The sequence below is a fragment of the Cognatiyoonia koreensis genome (genome assembly GCF_900109295.1).
GTDB classification, from domain to species: domain Bacteria; phylum Pseudomonadota; class Alphaproteobacteria; order Rhodobacterales; family Rhodobacteraceae; genus Cognatiyoonia; species Cognatiyoonia koreensis.
In genome coordinates this window covers 891763-910995 of record NZ_FOIZ01000002.1, presented here as the reverse complement: position 1 = coordinate 910995, position 19233 = coordinate 891763, and the positions used below count along the sequence as shown (strand labels likewise).

14 protein-coding genes and 1 tRNA gene are annotated in these 19233 nt (G+C 57.5%); 10 read left to right on the top strand and 5 right to left on the bottom strand.

Annotated elements, in window-relative coordinates:
- Nucleotides 1-99: 99 nt before the first annotated feature.
- Entirely contained in the window at nt 100-531 is a 432-nt protein-coding gene (locus tag BMY44_RS15945; RefSeq protein ID WP_131801627.1) for a hypothetical protein, read from the top strand.
- Between the two features lie 49 nt (nt 532-580).
- On the opposite strand, the gene BMY44_RS15940 is transcribed toward BMY44_RS15945, so the two are convergent.
- The 4 genes from BMY44_RS15940 to BMY44_RS15925 form a co-directional block, all read right to left on the bottom strand.
- Nucleotides 581-2134, bottom strand: a complete 1554-nt coding sequence (locus BMY44_RS15940; protein WP_089996890.1) for a relaxase family protein — start codon at nt 2132-2134, stop codon at nt 581-583.
- Nucleotides 2128-2556, bottom strand: coding sequence for a plasmid mobilization protein (locus BMY44_RS15935; protein ID WP_165611868.1), 429 nt, complete (start codon nt 2554-2556; stop codon nt 2128-2130). Before BMY44_RS15935 ends, BMY44_RS15940 begins: the two co-directional genes overlap by 7 nt.
- A gap of 41 nt (nt 2557-2597) precedes the next feature.
- Nucleotides 2598-3452, bottom strand: a complete 855-nt coding sequence (locus BMY44_RS15930; RefSeq protein WP_089996889.1) for a hypothetical protein — start codon at nt 3450-3452, stop codon at nt 2598-2600.
- 155 nt (nt 3453-3607) lie between these two features.
- Nucleotides 3608-3684: transfer RNA gene (locus BMY44_RS15925), tRNA-Arg, on the bottom strand.
- A gap of 102 nt (nt 3685-3786) precedes the next feature.
- Between BMY44_RS15925 and BMY44_RS15920 the strand changes: the two genes are divergently transcribed.
- Nucleotides 3787-4809 (top strand): LacI family DNA-binding transcriptional regulator, encoded by a 1023-nt coding sequence (locus tag BMY44_RS15920; RefSeq protein WP_089996888.1) that lies wholly within the window; start codon nt 3787-3789, stop codon nt 4807-4809.
- Here the strand turns inward: BMY44_RS15920 and BMY44_RS15915 are convergent.
- Nucleotides 4806-6938: a putative bifunctional diguanylate cyclase/phosphodiesterase gene (locus tag BMY44_RS15915; RefSeq protein WP_089996887.1), complete on the bottom strand. Its 2133-nt coding sequence runs from the start codon at nt 6936-6938 to the stop codon at nt 4806-4808. The two genes, BMY44_RS15920 and BMY44_RS15915, sit on opposite strands and share 4 nt — an antisense overlap.
- Before the next feature lie 238 nt (nt 6939-7176).
- Between BMY44_RS15915 and BMY44_RS15910 the strand changes: the two genes are divergently transcribed.
- The 8 genes from BMY44_RS15910 (at nt 7177) to BMY44_RS15875 (ending at nt 19225) form a co-directional block, all read left to right on the top strand.
- Nucleotides 7177-8016, top strand: coding sequence for a 3-oxoadipate:acetyl-CoA acetyltransferase (locus BMY44_RS15910; RefSeq protein ID WP_089996886.1), 840 nt, complete (start codon nt 7177-7179; stop codon nt 8014-8016).
- A 67-nt stretch (nt 8017-8083) separates the two neighbouring features.
- A complete protein-coding gene (locus BMY44_RS15905) occupies nt 8084-8800 on the top strand; it encodes an ImuA family protein (protein ID WP_089996885.1) in 717 nt (238 codons plus the stop codon).
- A complete protein-coding gene (locus BMY44_RS15900) occupies nt 8706-10229 on the top strand; it encodes a Y-family DNA polymerase (protein ID WP_089996884.1) in 1524 nt (507 codons plus the stop codon). The genes BMY44_RS15905 and BMY44_RS15900 overlap by 95 nt, the downstream gene beginning before the upstream one ends.
- Nucleotides 10229-13537, top strand: coding sequence for an error-prone DNA polymerase (locus tag BMY44_RS15895; protein ID WP_089997208.1), 3309 nt, complete (start codon nt 10229-10231; stop codon nt 13535-13537). The genes BMY44_RS15900 and BMY44_RS15895 overlap by 1 nt, the downstream gene beginning before the upstream one ends.
- Nucleotides 13538-13692: 155 nt before the next feature.
- Complete coding sequence (locus BMY44_RS15890) at nt 13693-15822, top strand: putative bifunctional diguanylate cyclase/phosphodiesterase (RefSeq protein ID WP_089996883.1); 2130 nt, start codon at nt 13693-13695, stop codon at nt 15820-15822.
- 184 nt (nt 15823-16006) lie between these two features.
- Entirely contained in the window at nt 16007-17128 is a 1122-nt protein-coding gene (gene gmd / locus BMY44_RS15885) for a GDP-mannose 4,6-dehydratase (protein ID WP_089996882.1), read from the top strand.
- Between the two features lie 4 nt (nt 17129-17132).
- Nucleotides 17133-18062 (top strand): GDP-L-fucose synthase family protein, encoded by a 930-nt coding sequence (locus tag BMY44_RS15880; RefSeq protein WP_089996881.1) that lies wholly within the window; start codon nt 17133-17135, stop codon nt 18060-18062.
- Nucleotides 18059-19225, top strand: coding sequence for a DegT/DnrJ/EryC1/StrS family aminotransferase (locus BMY44_RS15875; RefSeq protein WP_089996880.1), 1167 nt, complete (start codon nt 18059-18061; stop codon nt 19223-19225). Before BMY44_RS15880 ends, BMY44_RS15875 begins: the two co-directional genes overlap by 4 nt.
- Nucleotides 19226-19233 lie beyond the last annotated feature (8 nt).

Sequence of the window (19233 nt, the reverse complement as noted above, 5' to 3'; positions counted from 1 at the left end):
GGCGAGATCGGAAAGGAGTTTTGGAGCGAACTTGGAAAAGCACATCCCCGCTGCGAATGCGAGGTTGTTTCAGTAAGCTCGGATTCACCGGGACCAGTGTTGGATAGTGAAACCTTGGTCACAGTCGTGACCAGCAAAGGCTTTGTGGCTCATGATGGTCGGGTCGAACCAACGCTTTTCGAAAGCCGGATGAGCAATGGCATATCTACAGACCGAAAAGCTCACACTACACTTGAGGACTATGACCTACGGGCGGAAAGACTAGTCGAAGATAGCCCAAAAAAGGCGAACCATGGTTCAATTGAGCTGTCAGTCGAGAACATCCGCCGCATTAATCACGATAATGAGCGTGCGATCGCAGTCTATGATACTGGTCTATCGGACAATCCATCACACGCTGAAATCGCCTGTACAGAGGTACCACCCGCTGAGACGCCTGGCAGAAAAAAACTTAGAGCCAAACTTAGAAAGAAAGTTCTAGATGCAGCACTTCACGATGGGTTGGTGATGAATTCGTCTGCTTTGTTTTGACGCCCATATTGACGTCATCAGGTGTTGCCCGAACTTCCGACCTTAGGTCCTAGTGCGTAAGTCCCCTCTCCGCATGCGCCTCCTGGCTGTCTAGCTGTCCCTCAATCTCTCGGCGGCGGCCTTCGCTAAGGTCAAGCTCTGCTGCAAGCTCTCGTCCAGCGTCTTGTAGCTCGCTTCCTCGTTCAGCAATCCGCTCAAGGCCTTCATGGATGCGGCTTGTGAACGAATGAGCAAGGTCACGCAGTCTTTCAAGCCAGCCAGCTCCCTCTCGATCCTGCCAGTCGAGCGTGTCTCCAAGGCGGTCAAATCCCTCGCGGAGGCCTCTGAGGCCGTCACCAACCGCTCGACGCAAGCGAGCAAGTCGCGTTCCAAGGCTGTGAGTTGGGTCATCTAATCCTCCTCGATCCGAATGCAGGTGACGTGTCTCTCGCCCATCGTGCAGGTGCGTAGGCGCGTCTTCGATGGGTCCAGGATCAGCCAGGTCCCCTCGGGCCGTTCGATCCTTGTCAGGCCCAGTTCCGTCAGCTCCGAGCGCGTCAGGTGCACCGTCCAGAAAAAGCTCGCGGCCATCATCAAGGCGATCCCCGTCAGCACCATCGCCGCGATCAGCCAGGGCGAGATCGTCAGCCAGAGACGGATCGATCTCAGCCGCATCTCGAAAATACTCACCGTCTCGGTCTGAAAGCGGCGCGTATCGCTCGCGATGGTATGCTGCGCGGCGCCCACAATGTTCTTCAAATCGATCCTGAAGCCTTTGAGCTGGGACGAGATCGAGGCGACGTGTTCGGCCCGGATCGTGTCGAGCTCCGCGTTCAGTTTCTCGCTCAGCCGGGTCGGCTTGCCAGTCTTCATGGAAAATCTCTCCTTTCAACCGCCAGCGCTCGCCGGTGTCGGGGTCCCGGACGGTGATGTAGGCCTTGCCGGTGCGGGGCAGATCGAAGCCCGCGTCGGTGAGTGCGTCGATCATGGACGCGCGATCCGCGATCAGGCCCATATCGATCTGGTCTTGTATCCAGGTGTGCAGTTCGTCGCGGCCTTGCGCGCGGGTTGTGGCCTCGACGGTTTCACGCACCTCTTGGGTGCGCTCCAGCTCCATTGGGTCGGCCCAGCCGTGGCGCTGGTTCATCACATCGCGCAGACTGTCATAGGCGTCCTGATAGCCCGGGGGTGCGATGTTGAGGCTCTTGCCCGTCGTCAGTTCCAGGCGCGGCGTGCAGAAGTGAAGCTCGACCCGGCCTTCGTGGCGATGGCGGACCCAGAGCACTTCATATTGCTCGGGGTCCAGCCCCGCGAAGGCCAGCCGCTCGAACGCGTCCATGACGTCTGCCTGCTGGTCCTCTGTCGGGGTGTCGCTGTCGGCAAAGCTGATCACGCCCGCGCGGTAGGTCCATTGGTGGCGGCTGGCGTCGATCAGGGCTTCGGTGCGCTCAGGATTACCGCGCAGGACCTCGGGCAGTGGATCGCGCATGACGGTCTTGGGCTGGCCGTCCGCATCGCGGATCAGGTCGCGGTTGCCGTCATAGGCCAGAACGCGCTTGGCCACGAGGTAACCGACCGGCCCTGCGCCCGCGCCTTTGCCGTTGGGGAAGAACTTGATCAGCACTGCCGCGCCTCATCGAGAAGCGCGGCAAGCTGGCGTTCAATCACTACGAGGCGGCGCGCAACGGTGAGCGTGTCGAGGTCGGTGCGCCCGACCTTCATGGCGTGGTTCAGCCAGCGCGCAATCTGGTTGAGGTTGCCGCCGATACGCCCGACGGCCAGCACCAGCGCCGGATCGACGCGCGGGATCGGCTTGCGGCGACGGGCTTCAGTGAGACCAAGCGCCTCGCGCAGGAGGGTCGAGGCAGGCAGGCCAGCGGCCTCGGCCTTGGCGCGCAGTTGGGCCTTCTCGGACGCGGTGCAGCGGAAGACGAAGGTCTCGGTCAGCGGCTCTTTGGCGGGGGCTTTGCCCGCGCCGGTGGGGTTCGAAGGGGAGGCGTGCCGCCCCTCGCAAGGTCCCGTGTCAGCAGCGCCAGCGTATGACATGGGTCGCCTTGCTGTTTGCGCTTCGGTGGAATCGGTTGTGCTCATGATCTAAGGCCCGCCGCCTGAATTTGCGCCTGTGTCACCAACTCAGCGGCCAAGAGCGCGTCAATCTGGCCGGGTGTGATATGGCGGCAAAGAGGGTGCTTGTCCGTCACCCAGTTCGCCAAGCCTGCCAGCACCTCCGCTTCCTTCGCCTTCGTCTCTTCCCGGTTCTTGGCGATGTTTTCAGCATAGGCCTGCCAACGCCCTGACTTGAACCAGTTGTCTGAGAAACTGACTTTAGACCGGGTGAAGCCCGCGCTCTCAGTCGCGTAGGCCGTCACAGCCTGCAACAGGTCCTCAACCTCTGTCCCAGCATCAAGGATGTCCCTGATCCGCCCAAGACACTCAGCCTTCCCGCGCATACGGTCGGGCGGATAGCAGGCCAACACCTTCTCAGCTTCTTCATCCTCCGCCGCCTCGCGCTCGCACGTAGGTGGTTTATGGATGGTTTTAGGATGGTTTGGGGGCCGTGGTGGCCCCGGTACCCCGGCCACTGTGGCCCCCGTACCGGGTCCAGTCCGGACGGGGTCCACAGTGGCCCCCGTCTCGATTTCGGGCTCGGCGGTCAGTGCCAGCGCCTCGACCACAGCCAGATCGATCCGGTAAACGACCGTGAAGCCGTTCTTGCACCCACGCGCGCCAGTATCGACCAGAATGCCTTCCTTCAGGAAATCCCGGATCGTCCGCTTGACGGTGGTCTCTCCAAGCTCCGTATGCCGCTGGATCGTCCCCTTGGAACACCAGATGCCTGAGCCGTCATCACTCGCCTTATCCGCAAGGAACATGATGATCTGCTTGCGCGTCGCACTCCCGAACTTCCGCTCCGCACACGCATTCGCCACGCGCCAACTCATGAGAACGCCCCAAAAGCCGCACGGACGTGCGAATTTTGTACAGGTTTTGTACGAGATTTCGCCCGTTTTCGGAGAATTCGGCGGAAAACGAAACGGGCGTTTCTGCACGCTTCTGCACAACAGGCTGAAAATAAGCCATATTTTTCAGGCAGTTTTGGCGACCCCGGCAGGATTCGAACCTGCAACCTGCCCCTTAGGAGGGGGCTGCTCTGTCCAGTTGAGCCACGGGATCTTCTGCCCTGAGTGCCAATGAAATCACGATCCGTCAACGGTGGGCTTGGACAAGTATGCAATGGGCGCTAGACAAGGATAACTGACGACAGGACAAGCCAACGTGACACATCCCCCAAAACGCCCGCTCACTCTGCGCGATGTCTCCGAAGCATCGGGTGTCAGCGAAATGACCGTCAGCCGTGTTCTGCGCAACAAAGGCGATGTCAGCGAGGCAACACGGACGAAGGTTCGCGAAGCCGCAAAGCGATTGGGATACGTCCCCAACAAGATTGCAGGGGCGCTGGCATCGCAACGCGTGAACCTTGTGGCTGTCATCATCCCTTCACTCAAGAATATGGTTTTTCCAGAGGTGCTGTCCGGCATTTCCGAAGTCCTTGAGGACACGGGCTTACAACCTGTAGTAGGTGTAACCGATTATCTTCCAGAGAAGGAAGAAAAGGTGTTGTTCGAGATGCTGTCCTGGCGTCCGTCCGGCGTGATTATCGCGGGGCTGGAACACACGGAAGCATCCCGCGCGATGTTGGCCCAGTCCGGTATTCCTGTTGTCGAAATCATGGATGTGGACGGTGAACCCGTGGATACCTGCGTCGGGATTTCGCACCGTCGGGCCGGTCGCATGATGGCCGAGGCGATCATTAATGCGGGATATCGCAAGATCGGCTTCATGGGAACGAAGATGCCGCTTGATCATCGGGCCCGCAAAAGGTTCGAAGGGTTCACCCGCACATTGGCGAAGGCGGGGATCGAGATCGCGGATCAGGAATTCTATTCCGGCGGGTCTGCCCTAGCGAAGGGTCGCGAAATGACAGCAGCGATGCTGGAGCGTTCGCCAGATCTTGATTTTCTCTATTATTCCAATGATATGATCGGAGCGGGTGGTCTTTTGTATCTGCTAGAGCAAGGTATCGACATTCCCGGTCAGGTTGGACTTGCCGCATTCAACGGTGTGGAACTTCTTGACGGTTTGCCCCGGCAATTGGCGACCATGGATGCTTGTCGGCGGGAAATCGGGCAACGCGCCGCGCAGGTGATTGCAGACCGGCATGGGGGACGCGACACCGGTGAATCCGTTCATAGCCTGAGCCCAACCCTTGCATATGGCGATACATTGCGGCGGCCCTAGACGGTTCCGGCCCTGAAATCGTCAATCGGGATGTCCCCGCGTGCCTGCAGCCATGGCTTGATATCACTTAACGACATGGGTTTCGCATGCAGGTAGCCTTGCGCTAGAAAGCACCCCATCTTTTGCAGCGTTGATTGTTCGAGGACGGTTTCGACTCCTTCAGCCAAAGCGTCGATTCCGAGACGTTTCGCGAGATTGATCACCGCAGCGGTGATAACCTGAAGTTCTGCATCAGTATCAATGTTTTGCACGAGGCTGCGATCCACCTTGATACGAGACACGGCGAATTTTCGCAGTGTCGCAATGGCAGCATGTCCTGTTCCGAAATCATCCAGCTCGACCATGAAGCCAGCTTTGATCAGGGCATGCACGTTCTGAATGATTGTAGACGATCTGTCGTCAAGCAACGTCGATTCCAGCAGTTCGATGCGCAGGTTTTCGGTACAGACACCATAACGTTTTAGGTGGGTTCCCAATCGTGTGACGATGCGCGGGTCGCTGATCTGGCCCATCGACAGGTTGATACTGATACAGGGGTCGTGCAGCCCCCATTCCTTGAGATCTCGCAGTGCCGCACAGGCACGATCCATCACGACATCGTCAAGCGCGTCTGTCAGCCCGGCACGTTGCGCGATTGGAAGGAACTGAAATGCGGGCACTGTGCCAAGAACTGGATGATGCCAGCGGATCAACGCCTCGAACCCAAGAATTTGGTCGGTGAACGTATCGATCTGCGGCTGGAAAAACGGAACAAATTCGTTGTTTTTGATACCGCGTTCAATTTCGCGTGCCATATTCGTCTGGTGGATCATCTGCGCGCGCATATCTGGATGAAAGACGAGTGCTTCGCTCCCGCCAAGCGCCTTGGCTTGATTGAGTGCGATATCCGCCGCCGTTAGCACGTCACCAAAATCGATGGCATTTTCTTCGCTAATGAAGGAAATTCCGATCGAAGCCCCGACACTACAACCCTGTTCGCGAAACATAACTGGTTCGGACAACAGACTGATCAGCTTGCGCGCATAGCGAATGATCGTCTTGTCCGGCCTTTCTGTTCGGATAACGAGGATGAATTCGTCGCCGCCCACGCGTGCGATGGCATCCGCAGGCGGGCGTCCGGAAGAGAGAATCTGCGCGCAGTGTTGGAGCACGAAATCGCCGGCATCATGGCCAAGTGTATCGTTCACTGTCTTGAAGCGGTCCAAATCGACATGTAGGATTGCCAGCCTTGCAGGGCCGGCGGCACCTGCGGCCAACACCTCGATCCGACGCGACAGACCCCGCCGGTTCAATAGGCCGGTTAGGTCGTCCGTACGTGACAAGCGGCGCAATTCGTCCTGCTGTTCCTTGAGATGCGTGATGTCGATCCGCAAGCCAACGCGGCCTCCATCGGCCGTCGGCCGTTCCACCACGCGCAGCCAACGCCCATCGTTCAGGCGCTGCTCGCTGGACATACTGAGGTTTTTGAATGCCTCCACCTGCCGGGCAACCCATTCATCTTCAGTGCCAAAGCCCAACGCGTATTGGTTGTTGCGCAGCCCATATCGCAGGATATCTTCAAGCTTTGCACCCGAGACGAGGGCCGGAGAGCTTTCCTTGTAGAGTTCCCTGTAGCGGTCATTGCACATCACCAGCCGATCATCAGCGTCAAAGAGGATGAAGCCGTCGGTCAGCGCCTCAATCGCGGTTTGCAGCCTGTCTTCTGCCAGATCGGCTTGCCGCTTTGCAGCGCTTGCCAGTGTCAGGTCGCGGATGAAGACGATGAGACTGTCTTTCTTGCCGGGCACATATCGTATCCCAACATCTGCCATTTGCGGTGCATCGCCCCCGAGGCGGCACCGCAGAGACGCCGATTGCGTCCTGCGCCGTTGGACCCTCGACAGGATTCGCTGGAACCGGACGGGATCAACCTTTGGAATGACATCGGTGATGTGCTGTTTTTGCAGCGTGCGCATGGTCGCACCCAGAAGCGCCTGAGCCTGTTTGTTCGCCGCAATCACGCGCCGCGAAGCGGCATCGAACACGAGGATTTGGCACTCCGCCTCTTCGAAAGCGAGGAGTAGCAACCCGCGTTCCACGAGTTCCTGCATTGCGGTCAGGTCAGCGATTTGATCAGGATTTGATTGCATTACTCTCACGCATACATTGCGCGTCTGTTTGCCTTAAGAAGGTAAAGTTTGACTTAAGCGTGAATGGGTTACCTGCACGTCATTTCGCCTGGGCCAGATGGTTCGGAATTTCCTCTTTTCGCCGCGCCGTTTTAGCGTGTTTGCATTGGTAATGCCCCCATCCTTGCAGTCATTTCGAAATGCGCGGAAGATCATGAGGCCGTACTTGTTTCCAGAACGCTGCTAAAAAGGGATATTGATGTCTGCATATGCCGGAAAGCCCTGCATTCTATGTTGTGCGATCACGGGGTCAGTTCCTCGTAAGTCCGATAACCCCGCAGTACCGATCAGTCTGAGCGAGCAGATCGAAAGCAGCCATGCCGCTTTCGAGGCAGGGGCGAGCATCATTCACGCCCATGTGCGCAACGATGATGAGACCCCAAGCAGTGATCCTGATCGGTTCGCCGCTTTGCAAGAAGGGTTGAGGACCCATTGTCCCGACGTGATTATCCAGTTTTCGACCGGCGGGCGATCCGGTGCCGGGGCGGAACGTGGCAGTATGCTACCTTTGCGCCCCGATATGGCGTCGTTGGCGGTGGGATCGAACAATTTCCCGACCCGCGTTTATGAGAACCCGCCAGAGCTGATCGCATGGCTTGCAAATGAGATGCAGACCTACGAGGTCACGCCTGAAATCGAGGCTTTTGACCTCAGTCATATCCTCGCTGCGATCAGGATGCACAAGGCCGGCGCGCTTTATGGTCGCCTCTATGTGCAGTTCGTCTTGGGGGTGAAGAACGCGATGCCGGCGGACAAGGCTGTTTTCGATTTCTACGTGCAGACCATGCAATCCCGTGCTCCGGACGCCCCTTGGTGTGCTGCCGGTGTCGGTGCGGCGCAAGTGATGGTGAACGAATGGGCGATCGCTGCGGGTGGTCATACACGTGCCGGCCTTGAAGACAACGTTCGGCTGGATCGTGACACACTGGCACCTTCGAACGCGGCACTTATCACCCGTGCAGCCGCGTTTTGCGCAAAGTATGACCGCCCTGTCGCGACAGTGGCACAAGCGCGCGAGATTCTGGGTTTGCGGTTATAAATTCACAATGGACAGGCGCAAAAGCATCTTCCAAATGAGAACAAAATGTGAACATATGGATAGGTGTATGACAACCGATTCTGCATCCTCGCGGGTCATCTCGCTGCCAAAACCACCAGGCCGACACGCAAAACGCCCAGCGGTTTTGCCAGCCGATACGCGTGTTTTGACGGATGTTCTGTCCGCAAAGCCCTTCGATCCGGCGGGGACAGGGTTCCTGCTCTCGCTCCTCCCCAACTCTCGATCTCCAGTACTTTGGGTGCAGGATCGGATGTCTGCCCGCGAAAACGGGCGACTTTATACGCCAGGAACACAGGCGTTTGGTCTGACCCAGCCGATTCTGCATGTCACTGTCAGTCATCCGCGGGATGTGCTTTGGGCCATGGAAGAAGGGGCCGCTTGTGCCGGGCTGTCTGCGGTCGTCGGCGAAATCCATGGGCAACCTGCGGTGCTGGATTTCACCGCAACGAAACGGCTGGCCCTGCGCTCGGAAACATCCGGCGTGCCGGTCTGGCTGATCCGCAGCGGCGATACCACCGGCGGGTTGTCGGCGGCGCGCGAACGCTGGCGGATTGGATCACTGCCTTCGCAAATGCACCCGCACGATGCGCAGGCCCCCGGCGCGCCGCGCTGGGATGCCGATTTGTTCCGCGCACGCGCACGACCACCGGCGCACTGGGTGGCCCACTATGACCGCAAGGATCGTCTCTGTCTGGTTTCCCGCACTGGCGATGGAACGTTGGAGTCAGGTGAACCGGCAAATCAGGACGTTGCCAGCAGATGATATTCCCGTGGTACTCTCCCGAGAGGGGACTCACGGGCCAGTGATTCATGCTGCAAGCGCTGCAGCCGCTGCACGGGGTATCACCCACGGTGTCCGCGTGGTCGATGCGCAAGCGATCCATCCTGACCTTCACGTCGAACGCGCCGATCCGCGCGGTGACGACGCCTTTCTGGACCGTCTTGTCCACTGGTCACGCCGCTGGTGTCCCTGGACGGTCAAAGACCGTGATGGGATCGTTCTGGATGCAACCGGATCAGCGCATCTGTTCGGCGGTGAAGCCGCGATGCTACGCGACATCGTCCAGCGTTTTGCTATGCAGGGGGTGACAGCCCGGGTGGCGATGGCCCCGACGCGTGGTGCGGCGCAGGCGCTTGCCCGCTATGGCCAGGCGGCGATCTGCGATGGCGAGACCCTGACAGAAGCGATCTCTCCCCTGCCCGTCGCCGCCCTGCGCATCGCGCCCGATACCATACGCCTGCTGGACCGGCTGGGTCTGAAAACCATCGGGGCGCTTGCCGGTATTCCGCGCACTTCCCTGATGCGACGGTTTGCCAGTATGAAACCGGATGCGAACCCGCTGATCCTGCTGGACCGGATGACGGGCAAGCTAGCCGATCCGCTGAACGCGCCGGCTGATCCGGTCTGGTATCTATCGCGGGTGCGGTTGGCTGAACCTGTCATAGATCCCGTGCCTCATCTGAAAACCCTGGCCGCGCAACTCTGCGCTGATCTGGCCAAGGCTGAACAGGGTGCGCGTTATTTGCGACTGACGATATACCGTGTCGATAGCGAATGCCGAACGGTTCAGTTGGCCACCGCCCGCGCCACACGCGACCCCTTGCATATGGCTCGACTGTTTGATGGAAAGCTGGACAGTATTGATCCCGGCTTCGGGTTCGATCTGCTGACCCTTGAAGCCACCCGTGTCGAACCTGTGTCACTGCTGCAGGAAAACCTTGATGGCAAGCGCGATGCCAGCGCGGATGTTGCCGCCCTGCTGGATCGATTGACTGCACGGCTGGGTCCGGAAAAGGTCACGTGGTCTTCATGGGTTGAAAGCCACAAGCCCGAACGCTTCGAAGCCCGCGTGCCCGCTTTGCGCGCCCGTCTCGAAGACCCACCTACCCTGTTGCGGGAACGACCATTGCGGCTGTTACAGACCCCCGAGGAAATCAAGGTGCTTTATGCCGTCCCCGAAGGCCCGCCCGCACAGTTCCGCTGGCGCAGTGTAGCCTTTCGGATGACCCGCTACGAAGGACCGGAACGGATTGCCCCGGAATGGTGGATGGACCGTCCCGGCACACGCCTGCGTGACTACTACAAGGTCGAAGTTCAGGACGGCCGGCGGTTCTGGCTTTACCGCCAAGGTGTCGCCTATGACCGGCGCGGCGGAACACCCGAATGGTTCCTGCACGGATTTTTTGCCTGATGCCACAGCAAGAGGGACATAAGCGACGCACGCTGGAAGACGTTGGGTTCACCCCCAACCCACCCAGTGACTATGTCGAACTCGGGCTTGCCAGCTGCTTTTCCTTTCTGCACGCGGCATCGGATGCGATTGATCTATCCATCACCGCGAATCTGCTGGGTTATGACTGCATCGGCATCGCGGATCGCAACACGCTGGCCGGGGTGGTGCGGATGCACACCGAAGCGGCCAAAGCCTGCGTCAAACCTCTGATCGGCTGTCGCCTTGTGTTGCTTTGCGGGACCGATATCCTCGCCTATCCGCAGGATCGCGACGCATATGCCCGTCTCTCGACTCTGCTGTCCAAGGGTAAGATGCAGGACATGGACGGTGGCTGGCAGGAAAAAGGTGAAACCCATCTGACGCTTGAAATGCTGGCCGCTCATGCCACTGGCCTACATCTGGTCGTCATGCCGCCTGACAATATCGATGTTTTTGCCGCCGGTCTGCCCCGGCTGGTCGAAATCTTGCCAACGCTGACCCATATCGGCGCGAGTTATCTTTACAAAGGCGATGACCGGGCGCGGATAAATCGGCTGGATGGATTGGCGCGGCAGTATGGCCTGACGCTACTTGCCACGAATGACGTACTTTATCATGTTCCGGACCGCCGTCCCCTTCAGGATGTCATGGTCTGCATCCGCAACGGGACCACAGTGCCCAAGGCTGGCTTCCTGCTCGAAGCGAATGCAGAACGCCACCTGAAACCGCCTGCCGAAATGTGCCGTCTTTTTGCCGACTGGCCCCATGCTATTCGCGCCACGCGGGCGCTGGCGGACCGGATCGACTTTTCGCTACACGATCTACGCTATGAGTATCCGCATGAGATCGTACCTGACGGCACAACCGCGATGGAAGAGCTTGAGCGGCTGACATGGGCTGGCGCGGCGCAACGTTATCCGCAGGGTGTGCCAGCACATGTGCAGAACACCATCCTCAAGGAATTCGATCTGATCGCCAGCAAGAAGATCGCCCGCTACTTTCTGACGATCCACGACATCGTGCGTTTCGCCCGCGAGGATGCCGTGCCACCGATCCTGTGTCAGGGGCGCGGGTCGGCTGCCAATTCGGCCGTTTGCTTTTGCCTCGGGATCACTGCAGTCGATCCGAACGAACACGACGTGCTTTTCGAGCGTTTTTTGTCAGAAGAGCGTGACGAGCCCCCCGACATCGACGTCGATTTCGAACACGAACGGCGCGAAGAGGTCATCCAGTACATGTATGACAAATACGGCCGCGAACGGGCCGGATTGTGTGCGACCGTCATCCATTACCGCCCCCGCTCTGCCATCCGCGAGGTCGGCAAGGCAATGGGTCTGTCCGAAGACGTGACCTCCAAGCTGGCGGGTGTCATGTGGGGTAGTTTCGAAGCGCAGGTCGCGGATGAGCGTGTGAAACAGGCGGGTCTTGATATGTCCGACCCTTACCTGCGCCTTGTATTGAAACTGGCACGCGAAATGATCGGCATGCCACGTCACCTGTCACAGCATGTCGGAGGTTTCATCCTCACCGAACGCCCTTTGACCGAGATCGTCCCGATCGGAAACGGAGCCATGCCCGACCGCAGTTTCATCGAATGGGACAAGGACGACATCGACGCACTCGATATTTTCAAGGTCGATATTCTGGCGCTGGGGATGCTGTCCTGCATCGCCAAGTGCTTTGGTCTGCTGGAGGCGCATTATGATCGCCCGCTTGAACTGGCGACGGTCCCGCATGAAGACGAAAAGACCTATGACATGCTCTGCGAAGGCGACAGTCTCGGCGTGTTTCAGGTCGAAAGCCGCGCACAAATGGCGATGCTGCCGAAACTGCGCCCGCGCAAGTTCTACGATCTGGTGATCGAAGTCGCGATTGTGCGGCCCGGCCCCATTCAGGGCGATATGGTGCACCCGTACCTGCGGCGCAGGCAAGGTATCGAAAAGGTTGAATATCCACGCCCGGGGCCAGAGCACCCGCAGGATGAGTTGCGCAAAATCCTTGGCCGCACCATGGGCGTGCCGATCTTTCAGGAACAGGCCATGAAGATCGCGATGGATGCTGCGCAGTTTTCACCGGCGGAAAGCAACGAACTGCGCAAGGCGATGGCCACCTTTCGGTCCCGTGGGACAATCGAAAAGCTACAACAAAAAATGGTCGGGCGAATGACCAACCGGGGCTATGATCCGGATTTCGCCCAACGCTGTTTTGACCAGATCAAGGGGTTCGGTGAATACGGGTTCCCCGAAAGCCATGCCGCGAGTTTTGCCAAACTGGTCTATGTTTCAAGCTGGATGAAATGTCATTACCCGGCGGCCTTTGCCTGTGCGCTGCTGAATTCCCAGCCAATGGGGTTTTATGCGCCAGCCCAGATTGTGCGCTGTGCCCGCGATCACGGGGTCGAAATTCGCGCAGTCGATGTGAATTATTCCGATTGGGACTGCACACTGGAACCCTGCGCCACAGGCTTTGCCCTGCGCCTTGGGATGCGGCAAGTGGACGGGATGCGACAGGACGCAGGGTTGCGGATCATGGCCGCGCGCGATACCGCATTTGCCGATGCTGAAGATCTGAAAGTCCGCGCGCGCCTTGATGTTGGCAGTCTGCGACGACTGGCGGCGGCAGACGCAATGCGTTCAATGGGGATCGACAGACGGCAAGCCCTTTGGCAGACGCAGGCGTTGCGGGACGCACCTGACTTGCCCATCTTTGCACATGCTGAAGAAAAGGCACATGGACCGGAACCGGCTGTATCATTGCCCCAGATGCCAAAGGCCGAACATGTTGTTGCCGACTACCAGACCTTGCGCCTGTCGCTAAAGGCGCATCCCATGTCCTTTTATCGCGCCAGCCTGCGCGCGCAGGGCTTCAAGGCCACAGCCGATCTTGAAAAGATGCACCACGGTCAGCGGGTGAAACTGGCAGGGCTCGTGCTGGTCCGCCAGAAACCGGGCAGCGCCAAAGGCGTCTGCTTCATCACCATCGAAGATGAGGCCGGGGTTGCCAATCTTGTCGTCTGGCCAAAGCTTTTCGATCACTTCCGGCAGGTGATCATGGCTGCAAGATTGCTTGTGGTGCATGGCCGTGTGCAAACCGATGGGCGCGTGATCCACGTGGTCGCCGACCGGCTAGAGAACCGCAGCGACCGGTTGGACGGATTGTCAGACGATCGACTTGATCATCAAATCGCGCGCGGGGACGAAGTCGTCAGACCCCGCCCCGATCAGGTCGGTATCAAGGGACACCCACGCAATGCCCGCGTCATACCGAAGTCGCGGGATTTTCACTGAAATTTCAGGCGGCCACGACGAAAAACTGGCGAAATTAACGTTTTGTTAAGAACCATTACTTAGCTCAGAGAGTGGGCGAACGGCACGCTTCATGACCACCACATCACGTCAGCAGCACATGTTGCCAAGTTGCTGGCAACAGGAATAGCAAACTCGTGTCGCACCCGGCCACCACCGCACTCGCCGAAATCTCACCGGACCAGTTGCGTCTATTTCTAGAACACACTGATCTGGCCATTTGGGAATATGACACGACAACCGGCGCGTTTTCGGTGTCCGACGCATGGCGGCGCATGCGCGGCCTAAAGCTGACCGATACCTTCAACAAGAACGATGAAAGCTGGCTAGACGAAGTTCACCCTGACGATAGGGACAGCCTGCGCAACCTATTCAATGCCCAGACCCGTGGCGAACAAGAAGACATCCGAATTCAATATCGGCGCAGGCATACCTCCGGGCATTGGGTCTGGATTCTGTGTCAGGCCCGCGTCATGCAGGTTGATTCAAGCAACATGCCGCTGCGCATCATGGGCTCTGACACTGATATCACCGTCGTGAAGCAAACCGAAACAGATCTGATGCAGCTAAACAGCAAGCTGCAACTTGCCATCGAAGCTTCGGGTATGGGGATTTGGGAATTCAATCCCGTGACCAGAAAGGTCCATTGGGATGATCGGATGCTGCAAATCTATGGCGTCACAGACGGAAAGAATGACCGGTCCGGCGATTCATGGGAGACTTATTTACATCCTGATGATTTGGATGAAACAATCGCCTATGCCGAAAACTGTCACAGGAACAATCTGGACTTCGCAAAGGATTATCGGATCGTTCGGCCGGACGGAGCAATCCAGCACGTACGTAGCCTTGCCCGCTATGTGAAGAACGCGACAGCCGACGCAAAGCTGATCGGTGTGAACATCGACGTCACCGACGACTACCTCCGCACCGCGGAACTAGAGCAGGCGCGCCGCCAACTTGAGTTCGATTCCCGCCATGATGCGCTGACCGGGCTTGCCAACCGCCGAATGCTGGACGAAACGATCGCCGCACTGCGTGAAACGTCCGACACCACCGTTTACGCCGTCATGCATCTTGATCTCGACCATTTCAAAAAAGTGAATGACACGTTGGGCCATGCTGCTGGGGATCTTGTGCTCAAAACGCTGACAAAACGGTTGTCACAGATCATCGGAGATCGCGGGCTGGCCTGCCGCGTTGGCGGAGACGAATTCGTTGTATTGTTCTGCGATGCGCCTGACACCGAAACACTACAGAAGCTTTCCACAGAAATCATCACATCCTTCAAAAAACCGATCAGGTATGAAGGTCACAGTTGTGCGGTCGGCGTCAGTATTGGCATCGCCACCGGACGCGGGTCTCAAAATACGCCGCAAGAGGTTTTCCGCAATGCAGATGTCGCGCTTTATGCTGCCAAGGATGGCGGCCGGTCCTGTGTCGAAGTCTATTCACCGTCAATCAGGCGCAATGCGCGTGTGATTGCAGATACGCGTCAGCGCTTGCTGGACGCCCTGGCCCGAAACGAAATTATCTGCCACTACCAACCGCAGTTCGATCCAAAAACGCATTCCGTCATCGGGGCAGAGGCTTTGGTGCGCTGGGAATGTCCTGAGCAAGGCATGATCGTGCCCGAAGAATTTGTTCCGCTTGCTGTGGAAACCGGGATGATTGCCAGTATTGATGCGGCCGTATTCCATCAAGTGATCGCGCAGCAATCGGCATGGCATGACGCGGGCGTCGCGTTCCCACCTATTGCCTTGAATATTTCCGAAGACCGCCTGTCGGATCCGAACCTCTTATCTGAAGTTCGATCCTGTCTGCGCCCGTTTCACTTGCTTTCGTTTGAGTTGCTGGAAACAGCATTCCTCGATGAAACAGAAGGATCAAAACTGGCACAGATCGAGAGCTTGCGCGACCTCGGGATCAAGATTGCGTTGGACGATTTTGGGTCCGGACACGCATCTATCGTTGCTTTGCAGAATGTCCGTCCCGATCATGTCAAGATTGATCGGCGGCTTGTGCAGCCGATCAACGCACATCCAAATCAGCTGTTGTTGCTGCAGTCCATCGCAGCGATTGCCCGTTTGTCAGGATGCCGGATCGTGATGGAGGGTTTAGAGACGCATGTTCATCTGGCCGCGATCAGCAATGTGGATTGTGATGCGTTGCAAGGCCACGCGCTTGGCCAACCGCTGCCCGCTGAAGATTTCACGGCGCTTTTGCTAGAGCAGAAGGGCCGCCGCGTCGTCAGTAGCAGCGAATAATCCGCAGAGCGCGTGTTTCTGGCGTTAATGCAACAGTAGTTGCGAAACTATCGCGCCTTTACTGCCGTGACCCTTGGCGCAGACGTCAATTGGCGAATATGTCCTGTGTAACAAAGTGTCAGGGACCGGCGTGAGCCTTCCAACAAAAAACAAGACACGAAAAATGGGCAGAGCAGGACAAGAAATGAGCAAGCGCGCATTCATTACCGGTATCACCGGTCAAGACGGATCATATCTGGCTGAATTCCTGCTGGAGAAAGGATACGAAGTCCATGGGATCAAGCGCCGAGCATCGCTATTCAACACTGATCGTATCGACCACATCTTTGAAGACCCGCACGCGCCCAATCCCAAACTGCATCTGCACTATGGTGATCTGACGGATACGTCCAACCTGACGCGTATCCTGCACGACGTGCGTCCGGACGAAGTCTATAACCTTGGTGCCCAATCGCATGTCGCCGTCAGCTTTGAAGCACCGGAATACACGGCGGACGTTGACGCTATGGGTACTTTACGCTTGCTTGAAGCAATCCGGTTCCTCGGCCTGACTGACAAGACAAAGTTCTATCAGGCATCCACATCGGAACTCTATGGTCTAGTACAAGAAACACCCCAGACAGAGAAGACACCGTTTCACCCCAGGTCGCCGTACGGCGTCGCAAAGCTTTACGCCTTCTGGATGTGCGTGAACTACCGCGAGGCCTACGATATGTTCGCCTGTAATGGCATCCTGTTCAATCACGAAAGCCCTCGTCGCGGTGAGACATTCGTAACCCGCAAGATCACCCGTGGTCTCGCGAATATCGCACAAGGGCTGGAACCATGTCTTTATATGGGTAACATCGACAGCTTGCGCGACTGGGGGCATGCTAAGGACTATGTGCGCATGCAGTGGATGATGTTGCAGCAAGACAAGCCCGAAGATTTCGTCATTGCCACCGGCAAACAGTATTCGGTCCGCGAATTCATCACATGGTCAGCCGCTGAACTGGGCATCAAGGTGCGCTTTGACGGCGAAGGCGTCGAAGAACGCGCAATCGTCGAGTCCGTCACCGGTGACATGGCCCCTGCGCTGAGCCAAGGCGATGTCATCATGAAAATCGACCCGCGCTATTTCCGTCCCGCCGAAGTCGAAACGCTACTGGGCGATCCGTCCTACGCAAAGGCAAAACTTGGCTGGGAACCGGAAATCACGGCGCAGGAAATGTGTGCGGAAATGGTCGCCAACGATCTTGAGTCCGCAAAGCGCGCACGCCTGCTACGCAAACACGGTTACGATACCCCGATGGTCCGCGAGGGCTAGACCAATGGCGCAGAAACTGTTCCTGACCGGCGGTGGCGGGATGGTCGGAAGGATTATTCAAGAACACCCGGCCGCTGCAGGATGGGACATTCTTGCGCCTGCCAGCAAGGAACTTGACCTGACGGATGGTACCGCAGTGGCCGACTATCTGTGGCGCAATAAACCGGACCTCATCGTCCACGCGGCTGGCAAGGTTGGCGGAATCAGCGCGAATATGGCCGAACCCGTCGCGTTCCTTGATCAAAACACGATGATCGGTCGCAATGTCATTGTGTGCGCGCGCGATGCAGGCATCAAAAAACTGATCAATCTTGGATCAACATGCATCTATCCGCGTGCTGCCCCGAACCCTTTGTCAGAAGACCAGATACTTCAGGGCGAGCTTGAGCCGACGAATGAAGGCTATGCCATTGCGAAGATTTTTGCGCTCCGGCTTTGCGAATACATCCGGCGAGAAGATCAGACGTTCCTCTATAAGACTCTGATCCCCTGCAACCTCTATGGGCCCTATGACAAATTCGACCCGAAGAACTCGCATCTTGTGCCTGCCATTATTCGCAAAGTACACGAGGCCCAGCGGGATGGGTCAAGCACCGTGGAGATTTGGGGCGACGGCGAAGCACGGCGCGAATTCATGTATGCGCCCGATCTGGCAGATGCAGTGTTTCGCGCAGCCGACGCCCTGCCCGATCTTCCCGACTGCATGAATATCGGTGTCGGGGATGATCATACGATCAACGACTACTACGAAACAGTCGCCCGCGTGATCGGTTGGGAAGGCAGCTTTACGCATGATCTGACCAAGCCCGTCGGCATGAAACGCAAGCTCAGCGACACCACAAAACAATCCGCATGGGGCTGGCACCCTCAGACGAGCCTCGAAGACGGCGTCGCGAAAACCTATGCGCATTTTCTGGAGATTTCCGCATCATGACAGTCAGATTTCCACTTGCCACGTCGTCCTGGGATCAGGCCGAACAGGACGCCCTGCAACGTGTCATCGCATCGGATATGTATTCCATGGGTACCGAAGTGCGGACCTTTGAAGAGCAGTTCGCGGCGTATTTCGGGTCCAAATTTGCGGTCATGGTCAATTCGGGGTCGTCTGCAAACCTATTGATGACAGGCGCATTCTTTTACAGCAAGAACGATGATCTGCGGCTAAAAGCCGGCGACGAAGTCATCGTGCCCGCCGTAAGCTGGTCCACAACTTACTACCCGCTCGCCCAGTATGGGTTGGTGCAGAAGTTTGTCGATATCGACCGCGCCACGCTAAACTACGACCTCGACGCGCTGGCAGCTGCCGTGACGAACAAGACCCGCGCGATCATGATCGTAAATCTGCTTGGAAACCCCAACGACTTTGATCGCATCAAAGAAATCATTGGCAATCGCAAGATCGTGCTGCTGGAAGACAACTGCGAAAGTATGGGTGCGACGTTCAAGGGCAAGCATACAGGCACGTTTGCGCACGTTGGCAGCTTTTCCAGCTTCTTCTCGCATCACATTTCAACGATGGAAGGCGGGATCATCACGACAGATGACGAAGAACTGTACCACATCATGTTGTCGATGCGTTCGCATGGCTGGACCCGCCATCTTCCCAAGGAAAACCTCGTAACCGGAACCAAGAGCGATGACCCGTTCGAGGAAAGCTTCAATTTCGTCCTGCCGGGATACAATCTGCGCCCCTTGGAAATGTCGGGCGCATTGGGTCAAGAGCAGTTGAAAAAACTTCCAGACCTGATTGAAGGACGCCGTGACAATGCGAAGCGCGTTCAAGACGGTTTGCCCAATCATCCGCTGTTCACATTACAATCTGAAATTGGCGAAAGCAGCTGGTTTGGCTTTTCACTTTTACTGCGTCCCGACGCCGGTATCACCCGCAAGGAGTTTGTCGCCAAGCTCACTGCGCTTGGCATTGAGTGCCGCCCAATTGTGGCGGGCAACTTTACCAAGAACCCCGTCATGTCACACATCCCGCATATCATTCATGGCAACATGACAAATGCCGAATACATCGACACCCATGGGCTCTTTATCGGAAACCACCACTACCCTATTCCCGAAATTGTCGATGTCCTAAACGACATCTGACAACAAAT